Below are 25,861 nucleotides of genomic sequence, written 5' to 3'. Positions count from 1 at the left end.
AACTGCCTTAATTTCGTTTAAAAATAGGCAAATCCTTTCAGGTTCCGGTTTGGGAGGCGCATTCGGCATTCCCTGCCCGAAATCTCGGAAACCCGTCCTAGTACCTGCAAGAACCGTACAACGGCCAATTTTAGGGCCCTTACGCGCACAAGAAACGCCATATCGAGGTTTCCGGCCCTGATTCCCAGGTTCATCAGCCTTTTCAGGTTGTACGCGATCGCTATGAACCCAAAGTCGGCACTTGCCCTATCGATTCCCTTCTTTGTGACAATGTGGTCGTAGCCCCATTGCCGCTTGATGGTGCCGAAGGGATGTTCGACCAGGGCCTGCCGTTTTTTGTAGATTTTGGGCCGCTCGGCGACCCTCTCGGCGTTCCCTTCGATGTACCGGGTGAACTCGCTTCGCTGGACGATCTTTCCGTTCTGTTTCGCGGTGGTGCACAGGTGGCGTGCCGGACAGCTTTTGCAGGCGGTGGTCTTGTATTGTTTGAACCTGTAATTTCGGGCCTTGTACCATGACCCGTTGCTTTTCAGGATGTGGCCCTGTGGACAGGTATAGGTATCGGCCTGCCCGTCGTATGCGAAATGTTCCACGTTATAGGAAGGGTCGGGGGCCTGGCTCTTGCGCCCTATGGCGGGTACGGCGACCAGGGTGTCGATGCCCAGGTCGGAGGCCGTCCTGAACTCGCTTCCGGTGTGGTACCCTTTATCGTATAGTGCTGTAAAACCGTTGGTCCCCAAAATGGCCTTTGTCCTTCTGAGCATACCGCCCATGGCCTTCTTGTCGTTCTGGTTGGTGATCTTGTAATCGACCAAGAGCATATGGTCGGCATCCACTGTTGTCTGTGCGGTATAGCACACCTCTGTAATGGTGCCCCGGACGATCTGGTGGCGGCTATCGGGGTCGGAGGTGGAGATCTGTGGGTTCTCGGTCGTCGTGTCCCCGTCCAGTTCCCTGCCGATCTTTTCGTACTTGCGGCGCTGTTCCTTTCGCGAGCGTACCTCCCTTTCGAGTCCCTCTTTTTCGTCCCCGTCGGCCTCGGCCAGTTCTGCATTGTGCTCTTGTAGCTTTTTGTCGATGTAGTCAAGGTGCCGCTGCACCTTCTTCTTGTTGTAGTTGTTCTTCTTGCTGTTCTGTGCCCGTAGCTTGGTCGAGTCCCCGGCGATGAGGGCCGCGCCGATAAGGTCATGGTTCCTGGCGATGGACACCGTTGCCCGGAACACCCGTTTGATCGCCTTGGGATTGTCCTTTCTGAAGCGGGCGATGGTGTTGTGGTCGGGCCTTAGGCTTTTCAACAGCCATATGGCCTCGATGTTGCGCGAACATTCCAGTTCGAGCCTTCTCGACGAGCGCATACGGTTCATGTACCCATAGATATATAGTTTCAAGAGATCGGCCGGGTCGTACGGTGGCCTTCCCTGGACCGGCATCGGGGCGAACCCAAGTTTTCCCATGTCCAGCGAATCGACGAACCGGTCGATGGCGCGAACGGTGTTTTCCTGCCCGATCATGTCGTCGAGACAGGTGGTGTATAGGGTAAGCTGGTCGCGGTCCTGTCCTTTTTGGTATTCCATACCGCAAAGGTCGGATCAAAATTACGGACCTGCAAGATCGAAGGAGGAATATTAGGGTTTTGAGACAGTCTGACGGTCTCGGCTATGAGTTGTTGCGTGGGTTAGCGATTAACTTTGCAAGTACACACCAAACTGAAAATCCGCGAGTCCCCATGCCTCGGGATTCAGAAGTAGGCAAGAACAAGCAATTACTTATAGCCATTGTTGGCAGTAGTTATTTTAATTTTAAATCAATAAATTCAGTTGTTTTTTCAACTATGCTTTCTTGAGTATATTTTAAAATATCAAATCCTCCAGCCGAGATAAACTGCAAATATTCTTGAGTCAAATATTGGTTGGGAAAACCTCCAAAAATCATAAACCATTGTTTGGCGAACGTTTCTACAAAATAGGAAATAGATTTTTGAACTTTTTCCTCTCTATTAATGCGACCAACTAAATCCAATCTTCTTTGATTTGGCAACACCTTAATATTAACACTTTCATTACCTGCATTAATAAATTGTGCTAAATCATTAGTTTGGTTAAGGCCATAAAAATCTATTGTTCTAATCAAATTGGTTTCTTCGAAAAACTGAATTACAAAATCATTCATAAAAATGATGTTCGGATTTCTATCACTTGTACAGCCAACAAAATTGTTTGTATAGGCTGATGCATCTCCAACCGTTTGTAAATATGTAATGTGATATGGAAAATTTGGTATATCACAATTTTCTATTGAATCTGAATTAAGGATTGTTAACCTTAATCTCTCCATTGTATCTTCACTCAAATTATAAACATCTTCACAAATGGCAGTTCTCCAAACTTGTAAGTAAAAAAATAGTTTTACTATTTTATTTTGAGCTAATTCAATTTGGTTAGTGCCTGTCAAATTAACTTGCCTAAATTGTGGAAGAATAGTTTCTATAAAAGGTGTTTCAATACTTGTGAAAATATCTTCACATTGCGAGCAAAAAACATAATCTACTGAAAATGGTATTTCCTTGGCTTTTTCAATTTCTTCTTCAGTCGCTTGCCTACCCAATGACTCTTCCAATTTTGGAATTGAAGTTCCACGCTGAAAATTAAAGTCTACAAATGGTGTATTGTTAGATACGTCGAAATAAAAACCAGCTTCTCTTTCATTTGCTCCATCCAAATTAAGACAGGTTCTTATAATTGAATCCGTTAAATAGTGTGTATTCTTTTTATTAGCTTCTCTTTCTTTACAAAGTGCACAAATCATATTATCACGTTATTTAATAGTCAGCACCGCAGTCACATTTTACAATTAAGTCAGGCTCATAGTAATTCAAATAATCTTTCACAGTAAAAATTGTCTTTAGATAATCAAAGTCAAGAGATTTAGTAAATAACTCTTTATAATAATTTGGGGCGGTCTTTCGGTCTACTTTTGTGTGTACAATCTCATCTCTAAACTCTTTAAATCTTAAGATTGTTTCAAACTTGTGAGCGTGATGTCTATGAAAACTTTTATTTTTTACTTGGGGAATAACCTTTTTAATTTTTTCCTCAAATTGAATTTGTCTTTGAATTTGCTCTTTATTATAAATTTCTGTGTTCTTTTTTGAAACACGTTTATACTCAAAATCATTAGGAATTTGGTGGTTCAAAAATGCCTCCAATGAATTAAAAAGTGAAGTTACATAATTGGAAACGTGTCCGAAGAAATTATAAAATGAATTCATTGCATTCCCAAGGTCTCCTTTTCCATAATTTAATGCTTCCATTAGTTTTTCTCGACTTTCCTTTATGTCTGCCAAATTCACTTGAGCATTTGAAAAATATATAACAATAGGGTTTGGTTCTGGTATTATATATGTTTTCTGTCCATCGTTATATTTAAAACATTGGATGAAGGTTTGTTTGTCAGTCAGAATATGAGGTATATAATCTTTAAAGTCGCCTGCCTTAAATTTTTTAATTGATTCTTGAGTTGGTTTTTGATTAACCATAAATTCATAACCATCATCGGTTACGTCTTTAGACATCAAGAATTTCTTTTTTATATGCTTCATTTACTAATTACTGCCAACAATTGTATATAGTTATTAACTATATCTCACTTATGTACAGAACTAATATAAGAGATCTTTGATATCCCTGAAGGAAGTTTCCGCTAGTTGGTTAAATATTTTATCTTATGGCAACAGGGTAGCCATATGAATTTTTGAGTTTTTAGTTGCAATACAAAGGCCCTAGGAATTAGCATCGTTTGGTGGCCTATTGCACCAAGTGTGGCTGTAGGCTTCCTTGCTTTTGAAGGCTTCACAAGGAATAAAGATGATTTAAGGCAGAACACCATATTGTCGATGTATTGGAGACCGGGCTAGCTTTTTATTAGAAGCTTTGCCGTAATACGTTTTAATCCAGTTTGATTTCAGGGTTTAAAAATTTATAAAGCTGTCCATCAATCTTCACAATTAGTACATCATCATTAATTTTATTCAAAACATCGAATCGATTTGTCAATGCCAGCTTTTTTACAAATAATACGCGCTGCTGTGCCTCATTGATTTGATTATTTCCAATCAATTTCTCCCGTTCGAAAACTCCATGTTTACTTGATACAACAGAAATGGGTATATCTTTTATTGGTAAGGTTGATGTCCCGCTCATTACGATAAGAACTATTAAAGAATTTTGGTAGGTTCCGTAATCACTCCAAAAACCTGGCATTATATTTAAGTTAGAATCGACATTGAATTTTACGTTATAAAAATCACCTTGAATTTCATTAAAAGTTTCACTTTCATTGACGAACAAATAAGGTAAGCGCCTAAAATAGGATTGTTTGTAGTCTGGACTAATGGCTACGATGCCATTTGCATTTAAATTTGACGATAAAAATTCGGGTTGTATTTCAGGCCTTGGCAATTTAGACGTGCTCGAGCAGGATGCTGCCAGTAATAGCATAAAAAGTAAATAAGGTACTCGTCTCAAATGTTCTAACTGTTTTACAACGTAGAAATATAATCATTGATCATATATCTAGTATAGGCTAAGATAAGAGATCCTGTATGTTGCTGAAGGACCTTTCTTCAACATACTTACCGGTTTCCGTTGTCTTACTTGAACAGTGACCCAAAATATAGTTGTAGGCGAATGATCCAATAATGAATCATTCAACGGCGAATAAACCAACTAGGAATGGTCAAGTAACACCCTGTAACTGTAGTTTTGATGAGGAGAAAAGAGAAAAAAGACTAGAGAAAAAAACTAGAGAAAAAAGACATAATCAAAAAAGAGAAAAGACAACGGACGAAGGAGAAATCGATCGGAAATAAGCGATAGGGGGGGAGGAGATGTTTTGCTTAAACCCCTTCGCGCGGAGCCGAAGGGTGAAACCGGCGGGCTATAGGTGCAGCAAACTCTTCATGCTATGCTGCAGCTTCTTAAACTGGCGCTCGAGATTGTTGGTAGAAAGGCCGTATTCGATTTTTTCGGTAAGGGTACGGTATTTTTTTTCGCCGGTATCCCCAAGTTCATTCTCGTTCTCATACGTCTTTTTGCCGTTAAGACCTTGTTTTTTCCGGATGGAATCAAGTTCCGCTTCCATGGCCTCCAAATCGATACCATGGACATACTTATCTACTAATTTTACCCTGATAAAATAAACTACGGGTATGACTACCATACTGACCATGAGTAGATAAAGTAATTCGTTTTCATCTATTTTCTTTACATCTTCACTAAAAACGCTGTAAAGTTGAAAAGCATACATTGCAATTGGGATTAGAATTGCATGGTACCACCATTGCTTGCATGTTACAAACCATACTATAAGTAAGGTTAAAGGGACCAATTTTCCTAGATAAAAATAAAAAGCGGTCGAAACGTCCTTATAGCCATTTTTGGTGAATGTTAAGAACAGGAAGTCCCAAGTATCCGAAGTTGAGGGGATATACTTATAGAAATAAAACATTAAAGGAGTTAGTGTAATAATAACGGCTAATAGTCCTTCAATGATAAATTTTTTTCTAATTCTTTTCTTGTCAGCCATACTTAAACATTCTAACTACAGTTTAGGCAGATTTATTGCATAAAAAAGGCGCTATTTCTAACGCCTATATTATTTTTTTAGTATGAAATAGGATTAACCTCTTCTACCACCATCAATTTCAGCGGTAGCCTTATCAATACTATTAGTTTCATACAGGCTATCTTCCTCGGCGGTGTTTGATGGTTCGCAAGAAACGGCTAAAAGGGTAACGCAGGCCAATACTCCAAATACAAATTTTTTCATTTTAATCGGGGTTTTTAGTTAGAATTTTGTTAATTTCTCGTGTTAAAAGTAGGAAATCTACCCTAACTACCAAGCATTTTAACGTTAAAATATCCCCTTTTAACGGAAAAAATATACATTTCATCGAATTCTATAGGAATTATCCACATTTTCGCAATAAAAATCCGGGAGAAACGTTGCCCCGCCTGTCTATAATTGACGGTCCGGGGCTATCCAAGAAAAAGGAATTTGGCTCAAAAGAGTAGGGAAGGGGTACCTTTAGTCCAACCGCAAACCACGTCGGGTTTCGTCGATGACCTCCAGATATACATTCGTGACATCGGCCGGCAAGAACGAGGTAATTTTTTCGGGCCATTCGATAAACACCCAGGTATCTTCGTTGAAATACTCCTCCAATCCAAAATCCAGGGCTTCCGTTTCGTCGTTTAAGCGGTAAAAATCAAAATGATAGGCCAATACCTCCCCATCGGTAGTATGGTATTCATTGACAATGCCAAATGTAGGGCTAGTTCCTACATCTGCCGCCTCGAGTACCTGGAGCATCGCCTTGATCAAGGTGGTTTTCCCGGTGCCCATCTCACCGTGCAAGCAAAGAATCTTGCTATTGGCCTGGGATAGCACCTCCCGCGCTATCTCGGTGATGGAAGTTTGCTTATAGACTTTTTGATCCACTGTTATCCTTAATAATTAGCTCTATAAATTTTGTCGACTCCTTTAGTCAATATAACCTAGGACCTTAAGAAACACCCCAAGAATAATTATTGCGATTGCGAATCGAGACATCCATATGCCAAAAGTGGTATTCAAAAACCAAAAGCGAGAGTCTTTCTTATATCTATCATCAAGTTTCATAATTCAAAAATAGGTATTCTAGCCATCTTTAGCTTTTCTTTCATACTCCCAACCACTAAGTGGAATATTCCAATAACCAAGTACTGACATTATGAAATAAGAAGACCGAGAGGGATATCGATAAAACAATCCAAACTCTTTAACTTCAGTATCGTACTCGATATAAAAACCATCCATACTTATGGGGGGTTGTTCGATAAGCCCAGCATCTGCTAAAGCGCATTCATAACGTTCCCTACCTATCTCTTTTAGCAATTGACGGATGACCTTTTTGTCTTGATTACGGAAGACAATCAATGTTCTTTTTATGGACATAATCCAAAAATATGGAATATTACCATATATTTGTAAACCGATTGAAATAAAAGTTTTCCACAACCACAAATTTGGGTAAATTGAAATTATCAAAACTTATAGAAATATGTGTTACGATGTAAAGGCCCAATTAGAAACTCAACTCAATAGGGCAATACGTGACGGCGATGTTCACGCAATCAGGGAAATTAAAGAAAAGCTTGCACCATTAACCGATTTACCAATATATCATTCGAGCGGTTTTAAACATCCCAAATTACTGGTATACACCAACGAAAGTCCAAATGTTCCGGTGGTATCTCAATGGGGATTGGGACCTTACTGGGCGTTTGATAAGGAAAAATTATACAAGGCCTGGAATAAAACTTTAAATGCTAGAGGAGAAGATATGTTCGAAACTAAATCTTTTAAATCCTCAGCTAAGTCAAAACGATGTATAATTCAAGTTGACGGGTTTTATGAACATATGGACTATAAGGGAAAAAAATACCCTCATTTTATCTATCGTAAGGATGGGCAGCCGCTCTCACTCGGGGGTTTATGGCGCGAATGGAAGGATAAGGAAACAGGTGAAACCTTGCATACCTTCGCAATTGTAACAACAAGGGCGAACTCCTTGATGGAAGAAATACATAATAAGCCCGCAGCATCACAGGAACCGAGGATGCCAGTAATATTGCCAGAAGAATTGGAAGATAAATGGCTTTCAGATTATGATGAAGAACTCGTAGAAAATGCCATAGCAGAATTACTTGAACCCTTTCCGGCCGAAGAAATGGTGGCACATACCGTTGGCAGAATAAGAGGTAAGGAATATAAAGGAAACATTGATAGTATTGATGAAAAAGTTGTCTATCCAGAGCTAAACCAACAAGAATTATTTTGAACAATTCATGATATTGAATGGAATTTGTGTAGTGAATGTATTGGCCCCGGATATATTGAGCTATAATTTGCTGATGACTCAGGGCTAATTGTGGAGCCGAGCAAAATAAGAGAATGTAAAAATTGTAATAGTTTGGGTTACATACCTAGTAAAGAAAATTTCTAAGAATCATGAAACTTATTGAGTATTTAGAATTGAGTAGCGAAGAGCAATGGGATGAGCTTTGGGATGAAGGCCAACATGTTCAGAACTACGTTTCTGTTGATTTTAAATATTCCTTATACAGCCTCCATAATTTCTATGTTGAAGTTGAATTATGTCCTATTTCGAATAGCATAATAGGAATGTTCCCATGCCAACAAGGAAAAAGACTTGAAAAATATATACCAAGTAAATTTTTACAGTTTTAGCCCAATCTAAAAATGTTAATCAGTGAAACATTGCCAAACCAGGCCTACAACCGCTCCGATTACTTCCTAACAGCCCTAAAGCCCCCAAGCAGCGGTCCCGTCTAAAAACGAACAAAGCGATCCCTATGTGCATCGGTGTCAAATTCGTTGGCATCCTCAACGCTTTTATTTGGGCCGTAATACCACAAAGGGGATGATCATCTCTTCCAGCGAGACCCCACCGTGCTGATAGGTATTGCGGTAATAGCTCACATAGTGGTTATAATTGTTGGGGTAGGCAAAGAACAGGTCGTTCTTGGCAAAAATAAACGAACTGCTCACGTTAATGCTAGGCAGGTAAATGCTTTTGGGATCCCTGGCCTCCAACACATCCTTTTCCTCATAGGTAAGGCTACGCCCGGTTTTGTAGCGCAGGTTGAGACTGGTTTCCTTGTCCCCGATGACCTTCGAGGGGTGTTTTACATTAATGGTACCATGGTCGGTGGTGATGATCAACCGCAGGCCCATCGTCTGCGCCTGTTGTATGATTTCCAACAAAGGCGAATTCTTGAACCAGCTTTGGGTAAGGGAGCGATAGGCCTTGTCGTTGCTGGCCAACTCCTTGATCACTTCCATCTCGGTCTTGGAGTGGGAAAGCATATCTACAAAATTGTAGACGATGACCGTGAGGTCGTTGTCTTTCTGCGATTTGAAATTTTGGGAGAGGTGCCTGCCCTGTTTGAGGCTACTGATCTTGTGGTAGGCCCATTTGATATCCAGCCCCAACCGTTTGATCTGGGCCCCGAGGAACTTGTCCTCAAAAAGGTTTTTGCCGCCTTCGTCGGTATCGTTCTTCCACCAATCGGGATATTTTTTTTCCATATCCAGTGGGGTGAGTCCGGAAAAGATGGCGTTCCGGGCATATTGGGTCGCCGTGGGGAGAATGCTGAAATAGGATTCCTCCGATTCCTTTTTATAAAAAGTTCCCACCGTTTCCTCAAAGGCCAACCACTGATCGTATCGTAGGTTATCAATAACCACTAACAGGGTGGGGCCTTCCTTTAATTCGGGAAATACTTTTTCCTTGAACAGGGTATGTGACATTACGGGAGCATCGGCATCCTGGAACCAGTCGGCATAGTTGCGTTCCACGAACTTCCCGAATTGGGAGTTGGCCTCTACCTTTTGGGACTCCAAGATCTCGAACATGCTGGGGTCTTCGATCTCTTCCAACCGTAGCTCCCAATAAATGAGCTTGCGATAGAGGTTGGCCCACTCCGCGTAGGAGTTGACCATAGATAGGTCCATAGCGATCTTACGGAATTCCTGCTGGTAATTGCTGGTCGTTTTTTCGGAGACCAGACGGGAATGGTCCAGGTTTTTCTTCAACGAAAGCAAAATCTGGTTCGGGTTCACGGGTTTGATCAGGTAATCGGCAATCTTCGAGCCAATGGCCTCTTCCATGATAAACTCTTCCTCACTTTTGGTAATCATCACCACGGGTAACGAGGCATTCATTACCTTGATTTCGTTCAGGGTCTCCAGGCCCGAGATACCGGGCATGTTCTCATCCAAAAAGACGATATCTACTTGCTGCTCCGCCAGTTCTTCCAAGGCTTCCTGTCCGCTACGACATTGCAGTACCTCGTAGTTCTTTCCTTCCAAAAACAGGATGTGGGGTTTTAACAGGTCGATTTCGTCATCGACCCATAGGATTCGTATTTTATTCATTCCTTTTTTTGTTGTTGGGATGCCGGTGATGCCTTTTGGGTCGGTCTACCGCCCTGGCATATGGCATGCCTACTTCGATTTATTCTTTTGTTCGAGTCGTTCCGATCCATTCGCTTTTATACCTTTGTCCCCTCATAGATAATGCCAGTATTTTGACACCGTCCCGAAAACTCGAAATATTCAATGATCCAATTTACGGATTTATTAGTATTCCGAATCCGCTCGTATATGAGCTCATCGGTCATCCTTATTTTCAAAGACTGCGGCGAATTTCGCAAATGGGACTCTCGTACCTGGTCTTTCCCGGTGCCCATCACACCCGCTTTCATCATGCGCTGGGAAGCATGCACCTGATGCAGCAGGCCGTACAACTGCTTCGTTTTAAGGGGGTTGAAATTAGCAAGGAGGAGGAAGACGGTCTTCTCATCGCAATTCTGTTGCACGATATCGGGCACGGTCCGTTCTCCCATGCGATGGAACACAGTATTGTGCAAGGGGTCACACACGAGGCTATTTCCCTTTTTTTTATGGAAGCCTTGAACAGGCAATTTAACGGAAGTTTAACTACGGCCATTGCCATTTTCAGCGGCAAACATCCCAAAGCCTTTTTAAACCAACTGGTATCGAGCCAATTGGATATGGATCGAATGGACTACCTCAAACGGGATAGTTTTTACACCGGGGTGGCCGAAGGGAATATCAATTCGGAACGGCTGATTACCATGCTGAACGTCGTCGACGGGGAATTGGTGGTCGAGGAAAAAGGGATTTATTCCGTCGAGAAATTCCTGATGGCACGGCGTTTCATGTACTGGCAGGTATACCTGCACAAGACCAGTTTGGTGGCCGAACAATTGTTGATCCGCACCTTTAAAAGGGCCAAGGAACTCCTGGTATCCGGAGTGGATGTCGGCTGCAGCGACACCCTCCTGTATTTCCTGGAACACACGGTTTCAAAGACCGATTTCGACCAAGAGGTGTTGGAACGGTTTTCCCGTTTGGATGATATTGACATAGTAGGGGCCCTCAAACGCTGGCGGAACCATCCGGATTTTGTGCTTTCGCGTCTCTGTACCATGTTGCTCGACCGGAAACTTCTCAATATCACCCTTAAAAACCGGCCCATCGACGAGACCAAATTGGCGCGTTATTTTGAAACGTTTAAAAAACAACATGGGCTGGGCGATGCCGAGACCGCTTATTTCGTTTTTTCCGACCGTATCGAGAATACGGCCTACGACCGGAACCATCAGAATATTAACATTTTGAAGGGCAATGGGAAGTTGGTCGACGTGGCCAAAGCCTCGGACCATCTGAATCTGAAGACACTTTCCAAAACGGTTACCAAATATTATATGTGCTATCCCAAGGAAGATACCTGATGCGGCTTCCTCATAACAGGTCTTAGACTACGACAATTTTTGTTACTTTTGTTCCCATGATTTTTACAGCCGGCCAAATTGCAGGAATTTTAGAAGGCGAACTGGAGGGAAATCCAGACATTGCCGTTCATAAACTGGCCAAAATCGAGGAGGGGGTAAAGGGGTCGTTGACGTTTTTGGCGAACCCCAAATATACCTCGCACATCTATACCACCAAGGCCTCGATCACCATCGTAAATAAGGATTTTGTTCCTGAGCAGCATTTGGAAACGGCCTTGATCAAGGTCGACGATGCCTACGAGTCTTTTTCCAAACTCCTGGAATATTACAATCAGGTCAAGAATAATAAGGAGGGAATAGAAAACCCGGTCTATAAGTCCGATTCGGCTACCCACGGGGAAGGTCTGTACCTGGGCGCTTTTTCCTATTTGGGGCACAATGTGCGCCTGGGCGATCATGTGAAGATATATCCCAATGCCTATGTGGGCGATAATGTGGTCATGGGGAACAATGTGATTGTTTTTGCGGGGGCCAAGATATATTCGGAAACCGTCATCGGTAACAATTGTGTGATCCACAGCGGTGCCGTTGTAGGCGCGGATGGATTTGGCTTTGCCCCGAACAAAAATGGAGAGTTCAAGAAGATACCCCAAACGGGGAACGTGGTGCTGGAAGACAATGTGGATATCGGCGCGGGAACCACGATCGACCGGGCTACCCTAGGGTCGACCATTCTAAGAAAAGGGGTGAAGTTGGACAATCAGATACAGATCGCCCACAATGTCGAAATCGGGGAACATACCGTCATCGCCGCCCAGACGGGGGTAGCGGGCTCTACCAAAATCGGGAAACAATGCATGATCGGCGGTCAGGTAGGCATCGTAGGACACATCACCATCGGCGATCGCGTAAAGATACAGGCGCAATCGGGTATCGGTAGAAATGTGAAAGACGATGAGGTCCTGCAAGGTTCGCCCGCTTTGAATTATGGCGATTACAATAAATCCTACGTCCATTTTAAAAACTTACCGAAAATCACGAATAGAATCAACGAACTGGAAAAAAAGCTAGACAGTGAGTAACCCAGCAACAAAACAGCGGACCATCGCAAAAGAGGTCATTCTTAAAGGAGTAGGCCTTCATACCGGAGAGGACGTTACCATGAAGTTCGTGCCCGCACCGGAAAACCACGGATACAAATTTAAGCGGGTCGATTTGGAAGGTGAGCCCGTAATCGAAGCCGATGCCAATTATGTGGTGAACACACAAAGAGGTACCAATTTGGAGAAAAACGGGGTGAAGATCCAGACGTCGGAGCACGTACTGGCAGCCTTGGTGGGGATGGGTATCGACAATGTGATGATCGAACTTGATTCGCCCGAGCCACCGATTATGGATGGTTCCGCCAAATACTTCGTGGAGGCCCTGGAAATTGTCGGTGCCGTGGAACAGGAAGCTTCACGTGACGAATACGTTGTGCAGGAGGTCATCAGCTATAAGGATGATGAAACGGGAAGTGAGATCACCATCATTCCGGCAGACGAATACCAGGTGACCACCATGGTCGATTTTGGCACCAAGGTATTGGGTACCCAGAATGCGACCTTGGAGCGTATGAGCGATTTTAAGAAAGAAATATCGGACGCCCGAACCTTTAGTTTTTTGCACGAACTGGAAATGCTGTTGGAAAATGGCCTCATTAAAGGGGGAGACCTCAATAACGCCATTGTATATGTGGATAAGGAGATTTCCGAGGAAACCATGAAAAAGTTGGAGAAGGCTTTTGGCAAGGAAAAATTGTCGGTTAAGCCCAACGGAATTTTGGATAACCTGACACTGCATCAGCCCAATGAGGCGGCCAGGCATAAGCTTTTGGATGTCATTGGGGATTTGGCGCTGATAGGCACACCGCTTCGCGGGAAGGTGATCGCCAATAAACCCGGTCATTTCGTAAACACCCAGTTTGCCAAAAAGTTATCAAAAAAAATAAAGGTAGAAAAGCGCAACAGTGTGCCCAAATTCGATTTGAGCCAGCCTCCTTTGATGGATATCCATAAAATTATGGCCATGTTGCCGCACCGCCCTCCGTTTCTGCTGATTGATCGGGTATTGGAACTTTCGGACTCCCATGTGGTGGGGATGAAAAATGTGACCATGAACGAACCGTTCTTCGTGGGGCATTTTCCCGGGGCACCGGTAATGCCAGGGGTATTACAGGTAGAAGCCATGGCCCAGACAGGAGGTATCCTCGTGCTGAGCACCGTGCCGGACCCGGAAAACTATCTGACATTGTTCATGAAAATAGATAAGGTAAAATTCAAGCGACAAGTGGTCCCGGGTGATACCCTAATTTTTAAATGTGACCTGATTTCCCCTATTCGAAGGGGTATCTGCCATATGCAGGCCTACGCCTATGCAAACGACAAATTGGTTTCGGAGGCGGAAATGATGGCACAAATCGTAAAAAGAACGTAGTATGAATCAACCCCTGGCGTATATTCATCCGGGCGCAAAAATTGCTAAAAATGTCGTTGTGGAGCCCTTCACGACGATCCATAATAATGTTACCATTGGCGATGGTACCTGGATCGGTTCCAATGTAACCATCATGGAAGGAGCCAGGATTGGGAAGAATTGTAATATTTTTCCAGGTGCCGTCATCTCGGCCCCCCCTCAGGATTTAAAATACGATGGGGAGGAAACGACCGTAACCATCGGCAATGGAACCACCATTCGGGAATGTGCCACCATTCATAAAGGTACCAAGGATCGAAACAAAACCGTGATCGGCAAGAACTGTCTGATCATGGCCTATTGCCATGTGGCACACGATTGTTTGGTGGGCGACAATTGTATCTTTTCCAATAATTCTACCCTGGCGGGCCATGTCACCATTGGCGACAACGTGATATTGGCAGGTCTGGTCGCCGTGCATCAGTTTGTTTCGGTGGGGCAGCACGCGTTCGTTACGGGAGGTTCGTTGGTGAGGAAAGATGTGCCTCCCTATGTGAAGGCCGCCAGGGAGCCGTTATCCTACGTGGGAATCAATTCAGTAGGCCTGCGCCGAAGGGGCTTTGAGTCTGAAAAAATCCGGGAGATACAGAATATCTACCGCATCCTTTATCAGAAACACTACAACAATACACAGGCCGTACAGATTATAGAGGCCGAAATGGAAGCCACCCCCGAGCGGGACGAAATCCTTCAATTCATAAGGGATTCCCAACGTGGTATCATGAAAGGGTATTTCAGCAATACGTAAAAAAGGCAAATGCGAAGTTCGCAGCGAAGATCGGTTCAAGCATAGCGGGACCGACTGGAAATCGAAAACATACTTTAAACGCCAAACTACTAACAATTTAAAAATGGCAACAACATCGGATATTAGAAAAGGATTGTGCATTCGTCACAACAACGACATTTATAAAATTATCGAATTTTTACACGTAAAACCGGGGAAGGGTCCTGCTTTCGTCCGTACAAAGTTGAAAAGCGTTACAAGCGGCAAGGTATTGGACAATACCTTTTCCGCGGGGCATAAGATAGAGGATGTGCGCGTCGAGACCCGTTCCTATCAATACCTCTATGCGGATGGCGAGACCTATCACTTCATGAATACCGACGATTACAATCAGATCACGTTACAGGAAAGTGCGTTGGATGCTCCCGGCCTTTTGAAAGAAGGGGAAGTGGTGACCATCATGTTCAATACCGAGGATAATATGCCCTTATCCGTGGATATGCCTGCCAGTGTGGTGCTGGAAGTCACCTACACGGAACCCGGTGTAAAAGGCAATACGGCGACGAATGCTACAAAGCCTGCAAAAGTGGAAACGGGTGCCGAGGTCAATGTCCCCTTATTTATCAACGAGGGCGACAAGATCAAAATCGATACCTCAAGTGGCTCGTACATGGAAAGGGTCAAGGAATAATACCCAAAAAAGTCAGTGAAAAAACAAGCCCGATAACCTGCAAGCGAACGTGAAATTCCCAACGCCATATTCCCTCAAACAAATAGCCGCCTTGATCGATGCCCCCTATGTGGGCGCCGATGATTTTCCTGTTCTAGGAATGAACGAGATCCACGTGGTGGAACCGGGGGATATCGTTTTTGTAGACCATCCGAAGTATTACGGCAAGGCATTGGCTTCCAAAGCGACCGTGGTTTTAATCAACAAAGAAGTGGAGTGCCCCGACGGAAAGGCGTTGTTGATCTCCGACGATCCATTCAACGACTTCAACAAACTCACCAACTTTTTCATGCCCTTTGCGAAAGCAGATGGATTAATTTCCGCTTCAGCTAAGGTAGGACAGAACACTATTATACAGCCAAATACATTTATTGGAAACAATGTATCTATCGGTGACGACTGTTTGATACATGCCAATGTGACCATTTACGATCATTGCGTCATCGGAAACAACGTGGTCATCCATTCCGGTACCGTATTGGGAGGAGACGCGTTTTATTACAAGAACCGCCCCGAGGGATTTGACAAACTCATTTCGGGGGGAAGGGTCGTGCTTGAAGACCATGTGGAAATCGGTGCGCTCTGTACGATCGACAAAGGCGTTACCGGTGACACGACCATTAAGAGAGGGACCAAGCTCGATAATCAGGTACACGTGGGCCATGATACCGTAATTGGCGAGAAGTGCTTGATTGCCTCCCAGACCGGTATTGCGGGCTGCGTCGTTATAGAGGACGAGGTAACGCTGTGGGGCCAGGTCGGCACGAATAGCGGTATTACTATCGGCAAGAAAGCGGTCATCATGGGACAAACCGGGGTCACCAAGTCGGTTGAAGGGGGAAAAAGTTATTTTGGAACCCCTATAGAGGAATCCCGGGAAAAATTGAAACAGTTGGCCTATGTCAAAAAGATACCGGATATCTTAAAAAGGTTGGAAGAATAAAGGGCGATTACTTTAGAAATCATTCCCAAACCTATATTTTTGCGCAGCATCAGTAAATAGAATCTAGAATACCTATTAATCCAAAAAGAATAACTTCCAAAATGAGTGTACTAGTCAACAAGAATTCCAAAATAATTGTACAAGGTTTCACGGGTAGCGAAGGTACCTTTCATGCCGAACAGATGATCGAATACGGTACCAATATTGTCGGTGGGGTAACACCCGGAAAAGGTGGACAGGAGCATTTGGGGAAACCGGTTTTCAATACGGTTGAAGAGGCCGTGGAAAAGGTTGGTGCCGATACCAGTATCATTTTTGTACCACCCGCCTTCGCGGCAGACGCCATCATGGAAGCCGCCAGCGCTGGGATTAAGGTCATCATCACCATTACGGAAGGTATCCCTGTGGCCGATATGGTGAAGGCTGCCAACTATGTAAAAGATAGGGACTGCCGTTTGGTAGGCCCTAACTGTCCAGGCGTTATCACGCCGGAAGAGGCCAAGGTGGGCATCATGCCGGGCTTTGTCTTTAAAAAGGGAAATGTAGGTATCGTATCCAAATCGGGTACCTTGACCTATGAAGCGGCCGATCAGGTAGTGCGCCAAGGGTTGGGAATTACCACCGCCATCGGAATAGGGGGCGATCCCATTATTGGCACTACTACCAAGGAGGCAGTTGAATTATTGATCAATGATCCCGAGACGGAATGTGTGGTGATGATCGGTGAGATCGGCGGTCAGCTCGAAGCGGATGCCGCCAAATGGTACAAGGCAAGTGGCAGCAAAAAACCCGTGGTCGGTTTTATCGCGGGGGAAACCGCTCCCGCAGGAAGAACCATGGGCCATGCCGGTGCTATTGTAGGTGGTAGCGATGATACAGCACAGGCGAAAAAGAAGATTATGCGGGAACACGGGATTCACGTGGTCGATTCTCCTGCAGAGATCGGGAAGAAAGTCAAGGAAGTGATGGGATAATTAACCGCCGGTGTTAAAGTTTATCAAATAATCCGTAAAGTTTAATCCATCGGTCTTACTTTTAAACCGATGGATTTTGTTTTATCCCTCCGCAGTAGATGGGTTATTACCAAAGGTGTTTAAAACAAGTAAAAACCAACCAAAGAGACATGGTATGAAATTATTGGAAGGAAAAAATGTAATCATCACGGGGGCAAGTCGCGGTATCGGAAGAGGTATTGCGGAAGTGTTCGCCGACCACGGCGCGAATGTGGCGTTTACCTATAGTTCCAGCGAGGCACCGGCCCTGGAATTGGAAAAAGGGTTGATTGCCAAAGGAGTCAAGGCCAAAGCGTACAAAAGCAATGCGGCCAGCTTTGAGGAGTCCGAAAAACTGGTGGAACAGGTTTTGGAGGACTTTGGTGGTATCGATGTACTCATTAACAATGCCGGGATTACAAAGGATAATCTATTGATGCGCATGGGTGAGGAAGATTTCGACAGTGTCATCGAAATAAATTTGAAGTCCGTTTTCAATATGACCAAGGCGGTCCAGCGCACATTATTGAAACAACGAAAGGGATCAATCATCAACATGAGTAGTGTGGTCGGGGTAAAGGGCAATGCCGGCCAAGCCAACTATGCGGCCTCCAAAGCCGGGATGATCGGTTTTACCAAGTCGGTCGCCCTGGAACTGGGCTCCAGAAATATCCGCTGCAATGCAATTGCACCGGGCTTTATTGAAACCGAGATGACGGACAAATTGGACGAAAAAGTGGTGCAGGGGTGGCGCGATGGCATTCCCTTAAAGCGGGGCGGAAAACCGGAAGATGTTGCCAATGCCTGTCTTTTTCTAGCTTCCGATCTATCCGACTATATTACGGGGCAGGTACTCAATGTCGACGGGGGTATGCTCACCTAAGGGGGAACCCTACCGGGGGTATTTCCCAGTTGGTTTGAAGGGCTTTTTATGATGATAAGACTATGTTTGATGACATCCTCGGATTCGGCGAATGCTTTCAAAAAAGACATTGGAAACGGAATACTTCTTAACTTGATAATCTTTCCACAAGAGGTGCTGTCATGGATACCCGAACCGTTCTTTTAATCATCCTATCCGCTGTTGTAGCAGTAGGGCTCGTATTGTTTCAGTATCGTAATCGATCTAAAAAGATGGGTAGGCTGGGGCTAATGCTGTCGTTTTTGCGGTTCCTTGCCTGGTTTGGTGCGTTTTTATTGCTTATCAATCCCAAGTTTGCCAAAAACACCTATGCCATTGAGAAACCCAATTTGTTGGTTCTGGCCGATAATTCCACTTCGACCCGGGAGGCGAACATTCCATCGGTGATGCAGGCTATCAAGGAAAATTCAGGGTTATCCGAAAAATACAACCTTCATTACCATAGCTTTGGAAAAACCTTGAATGTACATGACAGTCTTGATTTTCAGGAGAAGAATACGAATATTGCCCAAGCCTTGAAAGCTGCCCGGACCATCTATGGTGAAACGAATAACGCCGTCGTTTTAGTGACCGATGGCAACCAGACATTGGGTGAGGACTATGAGTTCTACGTAAAAGGTCAAGAAACTCCGATTTATCCCTTGGTAGTGGGTGATACTACCCGTTATGAGGATGTTCGCGTAGGGCAACTCAATGTGAACAAATACGCTTTCCTCAATAACAAATATCCTTTGGAAGTGTTTGTAAACTACGAAGGGGAGGGCACCGTTTCCACTCGAGTATCGATTCTGGTGAACGGAGAATCGGTCTATGCGGAGAACATCCGGTTGTCAAGCACCTCTCGAACCCGTGTCATCAGTACCTTGTTGGATGCCAATTCCGTCGGCATCAAAAATATAAGGGTATCGGTCGCTTCCATTGAAAACGAACGCAACACCACCAACAACCAAAGGACCACTGCGATAGAAGTCATCGATGAAAAAACGAATATTGCCATTATTTCAGATTTGTTACATCCCGATATCGGGATGCTAAAAAAAAGTATTGAGAGCAATGAACAGCGAGCGGTTAGCATCAAAAAGCCGAATACCGACCTGAAGGGGTTGGAAGAGATCGACCTGTTCATCCTGTATCAACCCACCGCTTCATTTCGGGCAATCTACAACTACGTTCAACAAAAAAAGCTAAATACATTTACCATAACCGGACCAAAAACCGATTGGGACTTCTTAAACGCGGTTCAAAATAGTTTTACCAAGAATAGCTACGAGCAGGTGGAGGAAGTAGCACCTACCTTGAATACGGGATTTTCCATTTTCAACATCGCCGACTTTGATATGGAAGACTTCCCTCCGTTGGAAGCGAATCTAGGAGATATCATTATCAGTAAACCCCATGAGGTCTTGGTAGGACAACGAATAAAGGGAATTGATTTGGACGAGCCCCTTTTGGCCGTTCTGGGGACGGATTCGGAGCGCGAAGCCATTCTTTTTGGTGAAAACCTGTGGAAGTGGCGTATGCAGAGCTATCGAAACCAGCAAGATTTTAGCAACTTCGATGAACTGATGGGCAAACTAATGCTGTATTTGGCCACTAATAAGCCCAAAGCGCGGTTCACGGTCGATTACGAAACCGTTTATGAGGGAAGTAATACCGCCAAGCTAACCGCCACCTATTTCGATGAAGCCTTTGTCTTTGATGCCAATGCCTCGATCAATGTGCAGGTACGTAATAAAAATTCCGGACAATCGAAATCGCTCCCGATGCTGTTAAAAGGGGGGTATTATGTCGCGGACCTAAGTGATTTGCCCGCGGGAGAATTTAGCTTCACGGCGAAAGTCGCCAACGAAAACCTTTCGAAATCAGGAAGTTTCACCATATTGGATTTTGATGTGGAGCAGCAACTCTTGTCAAGCAATTTTGAAAAGTTGGGTCGCTTGGCGGAAAACAGTTCCGGTACCCTTTATTTTCCGTCGCAGACAAATGGGCTTATTCAGGATTTAGTGACCTCCGAACGGTTTGTTCCCATCCAGAAAAGCGAACAAAATGTCGTATCTTTGATAGATTTTCGATTGGTATTGGGAATTATAGCTTCCGCTCTCGCATTGGAGTGGTTTATCAGAAAATATAACGGACTAATTTAAAGAAACATTTATGGACAAATTACCAAAAATTGCCCTTCCCGCGGTATTCATATTGATTGCCTTGGTTATTTTAATCTCAAAATCAGCCGTAACTATTGGCTCAGGGGAAGCAGGGGTACTTTACAGGACCTTTGGCGGCGGGGTAGTAACCGACGAGCCTCCTTTGGGTGAAGGGTTTCATATCGTAGCCCCATGGAACAGGGTTTATATTTACGAAGTGCGACAACAGGAAGTATTCGAAAAGATGAAGGTGCTGTCTTCCAATGGACTTGATATTCAATTGGATGCTTCTGCATGGTTTCAACCTAAATACGAAGTATTGGGTAAACTGCACCAAGAAAAGAGTGAGCAATACAAAGAACGCATTCTTTTACCGGCGATACGTTCGGCTGCGCGAAGCGTAGTAGGTAGATATACACCTGAACAATTGTATTCCAGTAAACGGGATGCCATTCAGGTCGAGATTTATGAAGAAACCCGTAATATCGTAGATGATCAATATATTCAATTAAATGAGGTGTTGATAAGGGATGTGACGCTTCCTCCGACGATTAAGGAGGCGATTGAACGAAAGCTGAAGCAAGAGCAGGAATCCTTGGAGTATGAGTTTCGATTGGTAACCGCGTCCAAAGAAGCGGAAAAGGTACGTATCGAAGCCCAGGGTAAGGCGGATGCCAATAGAATATTGAGTGCGTCGTTGACCGATAAAATTTTGCAGGACAAAGGGATCGAGGCCACCTTGGAACTCTCCAAATCCCCGAATGCCAAAGTGGTGGTTGTGGGTAGCGGTGATGATGGACTGCCATTGATTTTGGGGAATAACTAGGCAATGTTTGAAACGGACCTGTAGTGAGGTTTTATGTTTAAATTGTAACTATTCTTTTGCGAAAACAAAATAAGTTTTATTTTTACGGCATAATGATCAATAAAAAAGTACATCATCATTTTTACTGCTGCGCTCAGGCGAGGTAAAAGTGTATTGTTGTATCGCAACATAATCCAAGACCCGTTTGAGAAATCAAGCGGGTCTTGTTTTTAGCAAAAAAGTAATGTATGGGTAATACGACGAACATCAGAATCGCCATTCAAAAGTCGGGCAGGCTCAATGAGGATTCTTTGCGCATACTTAAAGATTGTGGCATATCGATCGATAACGGTAAGGATCAGTTGAAAGCTGCCGCAAGGAATTTCCCTTTGGAGGTTTTCTACCTGCGAAACGGGGATATTCCCCAGTACCTGAGAGATGGGGTTGTCGATATCGCCATCATCGGGGAAAATGTATTGATCGAAAAAGGCGTTGATATCGATGTGGCGGAGAAATTAGGTTTTTCAAAGTGCAAAGTCTCTTTGGCGGTCCCCAAGGGAGTGGCTTATAATTCCATAAAGGACTTTGAAGGAAAACGTATTGCAACGTCTTACCCGAATACCGTACGCCAATACCTGGAAAAGAAAGGGGTCAAAGCCGACCTACACATCATCAATGGATCGGTAGAGATTGCCCCGAACATAGGGCTTGCCGATGCCATCTGTGATATCGTCTCCAGCGGCAGCACCTTGTTCAAAAATAATCTGAAAGAGGTAGAGATAATGTTAAGAAGCGAGGCCGTTTTAGCGGTCTCCCCAAAAATCTCGAGTGAACGAAAAGAAATCCTGAAAAAATTACAATTTCGTATCCAATCCGTTTTGCAGGCGAGGCAATCGAAGTATGTGCTGCTCAACGCTCCCAACAACAAACTCGATGCTATCATAGCGCTTTTACCGGGAATGCGTAGCCCCACGGTATTGCCTTTGGCGGAAAAAGGTTGGAGTTCCGTTCACACCGTCATCAATAAGGACAAGTTCTGGGAAGTCATCGACGAACTAAAGCAAGCCGGTGCCGAGGGAATTCTGGTGTGCCCGATCGAAAAAATGGTGTTGTAAGGTTTTTAGAACAATTTCCGCTTAAAAAGGGAATCCCAAAAAAATTTTAATCAAAAATGAACAAAATATACAACCCGGAACGGAAAGACTGGAAAACCGTCTTGGAACGGCCCACCCAAACGGTGGCCGCTATTGAACAAACGGTCGAGACTATTTTTGGGGACGTACGGGAACAGGGCGATAGTTGCCTAAAGAACTATACGGAACGATTTGACGGGGCCACCCTTGATACGTTGACCGTAACAATGGGGGAAATAGAGGAGGCTAGGACCAAGTTGTCCGGTGCGCTAAAGCAAGCCATTCAACTGGCAAAAAAGAATATAGAAACCTTCCATAAGGCCCAACGTACCGGAACTATTGAGGTGGAAACCATGAACGGTGTCCAATGTTGGCAGGAAAAGCGGCCCATTCAAAAAGTGGGTCTATATATCCCTGGCGGGACCGCTCCCTTATTTTCTACGATACTGATGCTGGCCATCCCGGCCAAAATCGCCGGCTGCCAAGAAGTGGTACTTTGTTCCCCACCGGACAGGGAGGGAAGAATTCATCCCGCTATACTGTATACCGCCGATTTGTGTGGGGTTACCCAAATCTTTAAGGTCGGTGGCATCCAGGCGGTGGCCGGAATGACCTTTGGAACGGAAAGTATTCCCCAGGTATATAAAATCTTTGGACCGGGGAACCAATATGTCACAGTAGCCAAACAATTGGCCACCAAGTATGGGGTAGCGATCGACATGCCCGCAGGGCCCAGTGAACTATTGGTCGTCGCGGACGATTCGGCCGATGCCGCCTTCGTGGCTTCCGATTTGTTGAGTCAGGCCGAACACGGGGTCGATAGCCAGGTCATCCTGGTCTCTACCTCCAAAGAACTGATGGATGCGGTGGAGAAAGAGGTAGCGCAACAGATAGAAGCCTTGCCAAGAAAGGAAATAGCCCAAAAAGCAATTGATAATAGCAAACTGATTTTTGTTGAGGACGACCGAACGGCGATTGATTTGATCAATGAGTATGGCCCGGAGCACTATATCGTATGTGTGAAGAACGAAGATTTTTATGTAACCAATACAATCAATGCCGGATCGGTCTTTATTGGGAACTATACCCCTGAAAGTGCCGGCGACTATGCATCGGGAACGAATCACACGTTGCCCACCAATGGCTATGCAAAGCAGTATAGCGGGGTGAATCTGGATAGTTTTATGAAGAGCATGACGTTTCAAAAAATATCCAGGGAAGGGATTCAAAATATCGGTAACGCTATTGAATTGATGGCCGATGCCGAGGGCCTGCAGGCACATAAGAATGCCGTGAGCCTTAGATTGGAAAGTTTAAAAAAACAATAAGGTCAGATAGTACGTCCCACAAATTAGGGGGAAAGACCACAAGCAAAGGATACAATGGGTTTCGACTTGGCGAACATCATTAGGGAAAATGTAAAAGCATTAAAGCCGTATTCCTCGGCCCGGGATGAATACGTTTCCGATGGCTCCGAAATGGTTTTTCTGGATGCGAACGAGAACCCGTTTGAAAATGGGTTGAATCGATATCCGGACCCCCAACAGCGAAGCCTGAAGGCGATTTTGGCCGAACAAAAGGGTGTAGGTGTCGAAAACATCCTCTTGGGGAACGGTAGCGACGAGGTGTTGGACTTATTGTTTAGGGCGTTCTGCGAACCAAAAATAGACAACGTGATGACCCTTCCGCCGACTTATGGTATGTACAAGGTACTTGCTGGCATTAACACCGTGGAAAACAAGGAAGTTTGGCTAACAACCGATTTCCAACCAAAAGTGGAGGAGATTTTGAAGGTGGCGGATGCAAGAACCAAGATGGTATTCCTCTGTTCCCCGAACAACCCGACAGGGAATCGCTTTATGGAAGAAAAAATCGTTCGTTTGTTGGAAGGCTTTGACGGACTGGTGGTCATCGACGAGGCGTATATCGATTTTTCCCAAGGAGAGAGCTGGGTAGGTCGATTGTCCGATTTTCCGAATCTGGTAGTGACCCAAACCTTATCAAAAGCTTATGGGATGGCCGGAATACGATTGGGGATCTGTATCGCCTCCCCTGGGATTATTGGTGTTTTGAACAAGATAAAACCACCCTACAACGTAAATGAACTCACGCAGCAAAAAGCGATGGAACGCGTTTTGGAAATTGATGCCGTGCACGCAGAGGTATCCCGAATAGTATCGGAACGGGAAAAACTGATGACGGTATTGGAACAAGTATCTTTTGTGAAAACCTTGTATCCCACGGATGCCAATTTTATATTGGCCAAGGTAGACGATGCGGACAAACGATACGACCAATTGATTGGTCGGGGCTTCGTCGTGCGCAATCGGAGCACGCAGCCACTTTGTGGGGATACCTTGCGATTTACCGTTGGTACCCCTGATGAAAACACGAAGTTGATACAGACCTTAAACACGATGGAATAATGGGAAAAAAAGTATTATTCATAGACCGGGACGGAACCATCATCCAGGAAACGGCCGACGAGCAGATCGATTCGTTTGAAAAGATGGTTTTTTACCCCAAGGCCTTTACTTTTTTGGGTAAAATAGCCAAAGAACTCGATTACGAGTTGGTGATGATTACCAACCAAGACGGATTGGGAACCGAGAGTTTCCCCGAAAACACTTTCTGGCCCGTACATAATTTCATTCTTAAATCCTTTGAAAACGAGGGAGTCGTCTTCGATAAGGTATTTTTAGACCGGACCTTTCCCCATGAAAATGCCGATACCCGAAAACCGGGTACTGGATTATTGACGGAATACTTCTCGGAAGCCTATGACTTGAAAAACTCCTTCGTGATCGGGGACCGCTTGACCGACATGGAGTTGGCCAAAAACTTGGGCGCTCAAGGAATTTTTATCAATGACAACACCCACTTGGGCACCGGGGAGATAACGGTGAAGCGAAAAGACTTGGACCCCATCATTGCCTTGGAAAACAATGACTGGGAAAAAATCTATGAATTTCTTAGGTTGCGGGACAGGACGGCGGAAATTCATCGAAAGACGAATGAAACCGACATCCGTATACAATTGAATCTAGACGGGACCGGAAAAAGTGCCATCGATACCGGATTGGCTTTTTTTGATCATATGCTCGACCAGCTGGCCCGTCACGGACAGATGGATTTGGATATCCAGGTCGAAGGCGATTTGGAGGTAGATGAACACCACACCATCGAAGATACCGCTATTGCTTTGGGAGCGGTATTCCACGCGGCCCTAGGCAGTAAGCTGGGCATCGAACGTTATGGTTTTTGTTTGCCGATGGATGATTGTCTGGCACAGGTAGCCATTGATTTTGGCGGCCGTAACTGGTTGGTTTGGGAAGCCGATTTCAATCGGGAGAAAATAGGGGAGATGCCGACCGAAATGTTTCATCATTTCTTTAAATCGTTTACCGATGGTGCCAAGGCCAATTTAAATATCAAAGCAGAGGGTACCAACGAACATCATAAGATTGAAGCCATATTCAAGGCGTTTGCTAAATCCATTAAAATGGCAGTTAAAAGGGACGTGGAGAAAATGGTGTTACCGAGTACAAAGGGTTTGTTATAACATTTTAA

At 44.5% G+C, this 25,861-nt stretch carries 25 protein-coding genes; 16 read left to right on the top strand and 9 right to left on the bottom strand.

Annotation, left to right across the window (positions count from 1 at the left end; translation table 11 throughout):
- Positions 1–17: 17 nt before the first annotated feature.
- The 8 genes from FK220_RS12510 to FK220_RS12475 form a co-directional block, all read right to left on the bottom strand.
- A complete protein-coding gene (locus FK220_RS12510; RefSeq protein WP_238719003.1) occupies positions 18–1,574 on the bottom strand; it encodes an IS1182 family transposase in 1,557 nt (518 codons plus the stop codon).
- A 214-nt stretch (positions 1,575–1,788) separates the two neighbouring features.
- Entirely contained in the window at positions 1,789–2,805 is a 1,017-nt protein-coding gene (locus tag FK220_RS12505; protein ID WP_152574664.1) for a hypothetical protein, read from the bottom strand.
- 13 nt (positions 2,806–2,818) lie between these two features.
- Positions 2,819–3,571 (bottom strand): hypothetical protein, encoded by a 753-nt coding sequence (locus tag FK220_RS12500; RefSeq protein ID WP_152574663.1) that lies wholly within the window; start codon positions 3,569–3,571, stop codon positions 2,819–2,821.
- A 373-nt stretch (positions 3,572–3,944) separates the two neighbouring features.
- Positions 3,945–4,523, bottom strand: coding sequence for a hypothetical protein (locus FK220_RS12495; RefSeq protein ID WP_152574662.1), 579 nt, complete (start codon positions 4,521–4,523; stop codon positions 3,945–3,947).
- Between the two features lie 412 nt (positions 4,524–4,935).
- Positions 4,936–5,304, bottom strand: coding sequence for a hypothetical protein (locus FK220_RS20060; RefSeq protein ID WP_238719002.1), 369 nt, complete (start codon positions 5,302–5,304; stop codon positions 4,936–4,938).
- Between the two features lie 372 nt (positions 5,305–5,676).
- Positions 5,677–5,826 carry a hypothetical protein gene (locus FK220_RS12485; RefSeq protein WP_166204902.1) on the bottom strand — a complete coding sequence of 50 codons (150 nt, stop codon included), beginning with the start codon at positions 5,824–5,826 and terminating at the stop codon, positions 5,677–5,679.
- 258 nt (positions 5,827–6,084) lie between these two features.
- Positions 6,085–6,498, bottom strand: coding sequence for a tRNA (adenosine(37)-N6)-threonylcarbamoyltransferase complex ATPase subunit type 1 TsaE (tsaE, locus tag FK220_RS12480; protein ID WP_152574661.1), 414 nt, complete (start codon positions 6,496–6,498; stop codon positions 6,085–6,087).
- A 198-nt stretch (positions 6,499–6,696) separates the two neighbouring features.
- A complete protein-coding gene (locus FK220_RS12475) occupies positions 6,697–6,993 on the bottom strand; it encodes a hypothetical protein (RefSeq protein WP_152574660.1) in 297 nt (98 codons plus the stop codon).
- Between the two features lie 106 nt (positions 6,994–7,099).
- Between FK220_RS12475 and FK220_RS12470 the strand changes: the two genes are divergently transcribed.
- A complete protein-coding gene (locus FK220_RS12470) occupies positions 7,100–7,879 on the top strand; it encodes an SOS response-associated peptidase (protein WP_152574659.1) in 780 nt (259 codons plus the stop codon).
- Positions 7,880–8,049: 170 nt separating this feature from the next.
- A complete protein-coding gene (locus FK220_RS12465) occupies positions 8,050–8,289 on the top strand; it encodes a hypothetical protein (protein WP_152574658.1) in 240 nt (79 codons plus the stop codon).
- A 165-nt stretch (positions 8,290–8,454) separates the two neighbouring features.
- Here FK220_RS12465 and porX read toward each other — a convergent pair whose 3' ends face one another.
- Positions 8,455–9,999 carry a T9SS response regulator signal transducer PorX gene (gene porX / locus FK220_RS12460; protein ID WP_152574657.1) on the bottom strand — a complete coding sequence of 515 codons (1,545 nt, stop codon included), beginning with the start codon at positions 9,997–9,999 and terminating at the stop codon, positions 8,455–8,457.
- A 152-nt stretch (positions 10,000–10,151) separates the two neighbouring features.
- On the opposite strand from porX, the gene FK220_RS12455 reads away from it, so the two are divergent.
- The 14 genes from FK220_RS12455 to hisB all read left to right on the top strand — a co-directional run bounded on the left by FK220_RS12455 (position 10,152) and on the right by hisB (position 25,853).
- Positions 10,152–11,381, top strand: coding sequence for an HD domain-containing protein (locus FK220_RS12455; RefSeq protein WP_238719001.1), 1,230 nt, complete (start codon positions 10,152–10,154; stop codon positions 11,379–11,381).
- A gap of 56 nt (positions 11,382–11,437) precedes the next feature.
- Positions 11,438–12,463 carry a UDP-3-O-(3-hydroxymyristoyl)glucosamine N-acyltransferase gene (gene lpxD, locus FK220_RS12450; RefSeq protein ID WP_152574655.1) on the top strand — a complete coding sequence of 342 codons (1,026 nt, stop codon included), beginning with the start codon at positions 11,438–11,440 and terminating at the stop codon, positions 12,461–12,463.
- Positions 12,456–13,856, top strand: a complete 1,401-nt coding sequence (locus FK220_RS12445) for a bifunctional UDP-3-O-[3-hydroxymyristoyl] N-acetylglucosamine deacetylase/3-hydroxyacyl-ACP dehydratase (protein ID WP_152574654.1) — start codon at positions 12,456–12,458, stop codon at positions 13,854–13,856. Before lpxD ends, FK220_RS12445 begins: the two co-directional genes overlap by 8 nt.
- Position 13,857: 1 nt before the next feature.
- Positions 13,858–14,643: an acyl-ACP--UDP-N-acetylglucosamine O-acyltransferase gene (lpxA, locus tag FK220_RS12440; protein WP_152574653.1), complete on the top strand. Its 786-nt coding sequence runs from the start codon at positions 13,858–13,860 to the stop codon at positions 14,641–14,643.
- 103 nt (positions 14,644–14,746) lie between these two features.
- Complete coding sequence (gene efp, locus FK220_RS12435) at positions 14,747–15,313, top strand: elongation factor P (protein ID WP_152574652.1); 567 nt, start codon at positions 14,747–14,749, stop codon at positions 15,311–15,313.
- Positions 15,314–15,362: 49 nt separating this feature from the next.
- Positions 15,363–16,295 carry a UDP-3-O-(3-hydroxymyristoyl)glucosamine N-acyltransferase gene (locus FK220_RS12430; RefSeq protein ID WP_152574651.1) on the top strand — a complete coding sequence of 311 codons (933 nt, stop codon included), beginning with the start codon at positions 15,363–15,365 and terminating at the stop codon, positions 16,293–16,295.
- 101 nt (positions 16,296–16,396) lie between these two features.
- A complete protein-coding gene (sucD, locus tag FK220_RS12425; RefSeq protein WP_152574650.1) occupies positions 16,397–17,269 on the top strand; it encodes a succinate--CoA ligase subunit alpha in 873 nt (290 codons plus the stop codon).
- A 154-nt stretch (positions 17,270–17,423) separates the two neighbouring features.
- On the top strand, positions 17,424–18,170 hold the full coding sequence (fabG, locus tag FK220_RS12420; RefSeq protein WP_152574649.1) for a 3-oxoacyl-[acyl-carrier-protein] reductase: 747 nt from the start codon (positions 17,424–17,426) through the stop codon (positions 18,168–18,170).
- Positions 18,171–18,331: 161 nt separating this feature from the next.
- A complete protein-coding gene (locus FK220_RS12415; protein ID WP_152574648.1) occupies positions 18,332–20,353 on the top strand; it encodes a VWA domain-containing protein in 2,022 nt (673 codons plus the stop codon).
- Between the two features lie 10 nt (positions 20,354–20,363).
- Positions 20,364–21,179 carry a prohibitin family protein gene (locus FK220_RS12410; protein ID WP_152574647.1) on the top strand — a complete coding sequence of 272 codons (816 nt, stop codon included), beginning with the start codon at positions 20,364–20,366 and terminating at the stop codon, positions 21,177–21,179.
- A gap of 227 nt (positions 21,180–21,406) precedes the next feature.
- On the top strand, positions 21,407–22,273 hold the full coding sequence (hisG, locus tag FK220_RS12405) for an ATP phosphoribosyltransferase (protein ID WP_152574646.1): 867 nt from the start codon (positions 21,407–21,409) through the stop codon (positions 22,271–22,273).
- Positions 22,274–22,329: 56 nt separating this feature from the next.
- On the top strand, positions 22,330–23,619 hold the full coding sequence (hisD, locus tag FK220_RS12400; RefSeq protein WP_152574645.1) for a histidinol dehydrogenase: 1,290 nt from the start codon (positions 22,330–22,332) through the stop codon (positions 23,617–23,619).
- Between the two features lie 54 nt (positions 23,620–23,673).
- Positions 23,674–24,717 carry a histidinol-phosphate transaminase gene (hisC, locus tag FK220_RS12395; protein WP_152574644.1) on the top strand — a complete coding sequence of 348 codons (1,044 nt, stop codon included), beginning with the start codon at positions 23,674–23,676 and terminating at the stop codon, positions 24,715–24,717.
- On the top strand, positions 24,717–25,853 hold the full coding sequence (gene hisB / locus FK220_RS12390; RefSeq protein WP_152574643.1) for a bifunctional histidinol-phosphatase/imidazoleglycerol-phosphate dehydratase HisB: 1,137 nt from the start codon (positions 24,717–24,719) through the stop codon (positions 25,851–25,853). The genes hisC and hisB overlap by 1 nt, the downstream gene beginning before the upstream one ends.
- The last annotated feature ends 8 nt before the right edge of the window (positions 25,854–25,861 follow it).

This window comes from Pelagihabitans pacificus (assembly GCF_009371985.2).
Lineage (GTDB): Bacteria > Bacteroidota > Bacteroidia > Flavobacteriales > Flavobacteriaceae > Pelagihabitans > Pelagihabitans pacificus.
This window is presented reverse-complemented; position numbering and strand designations above follow the sequence as displayed.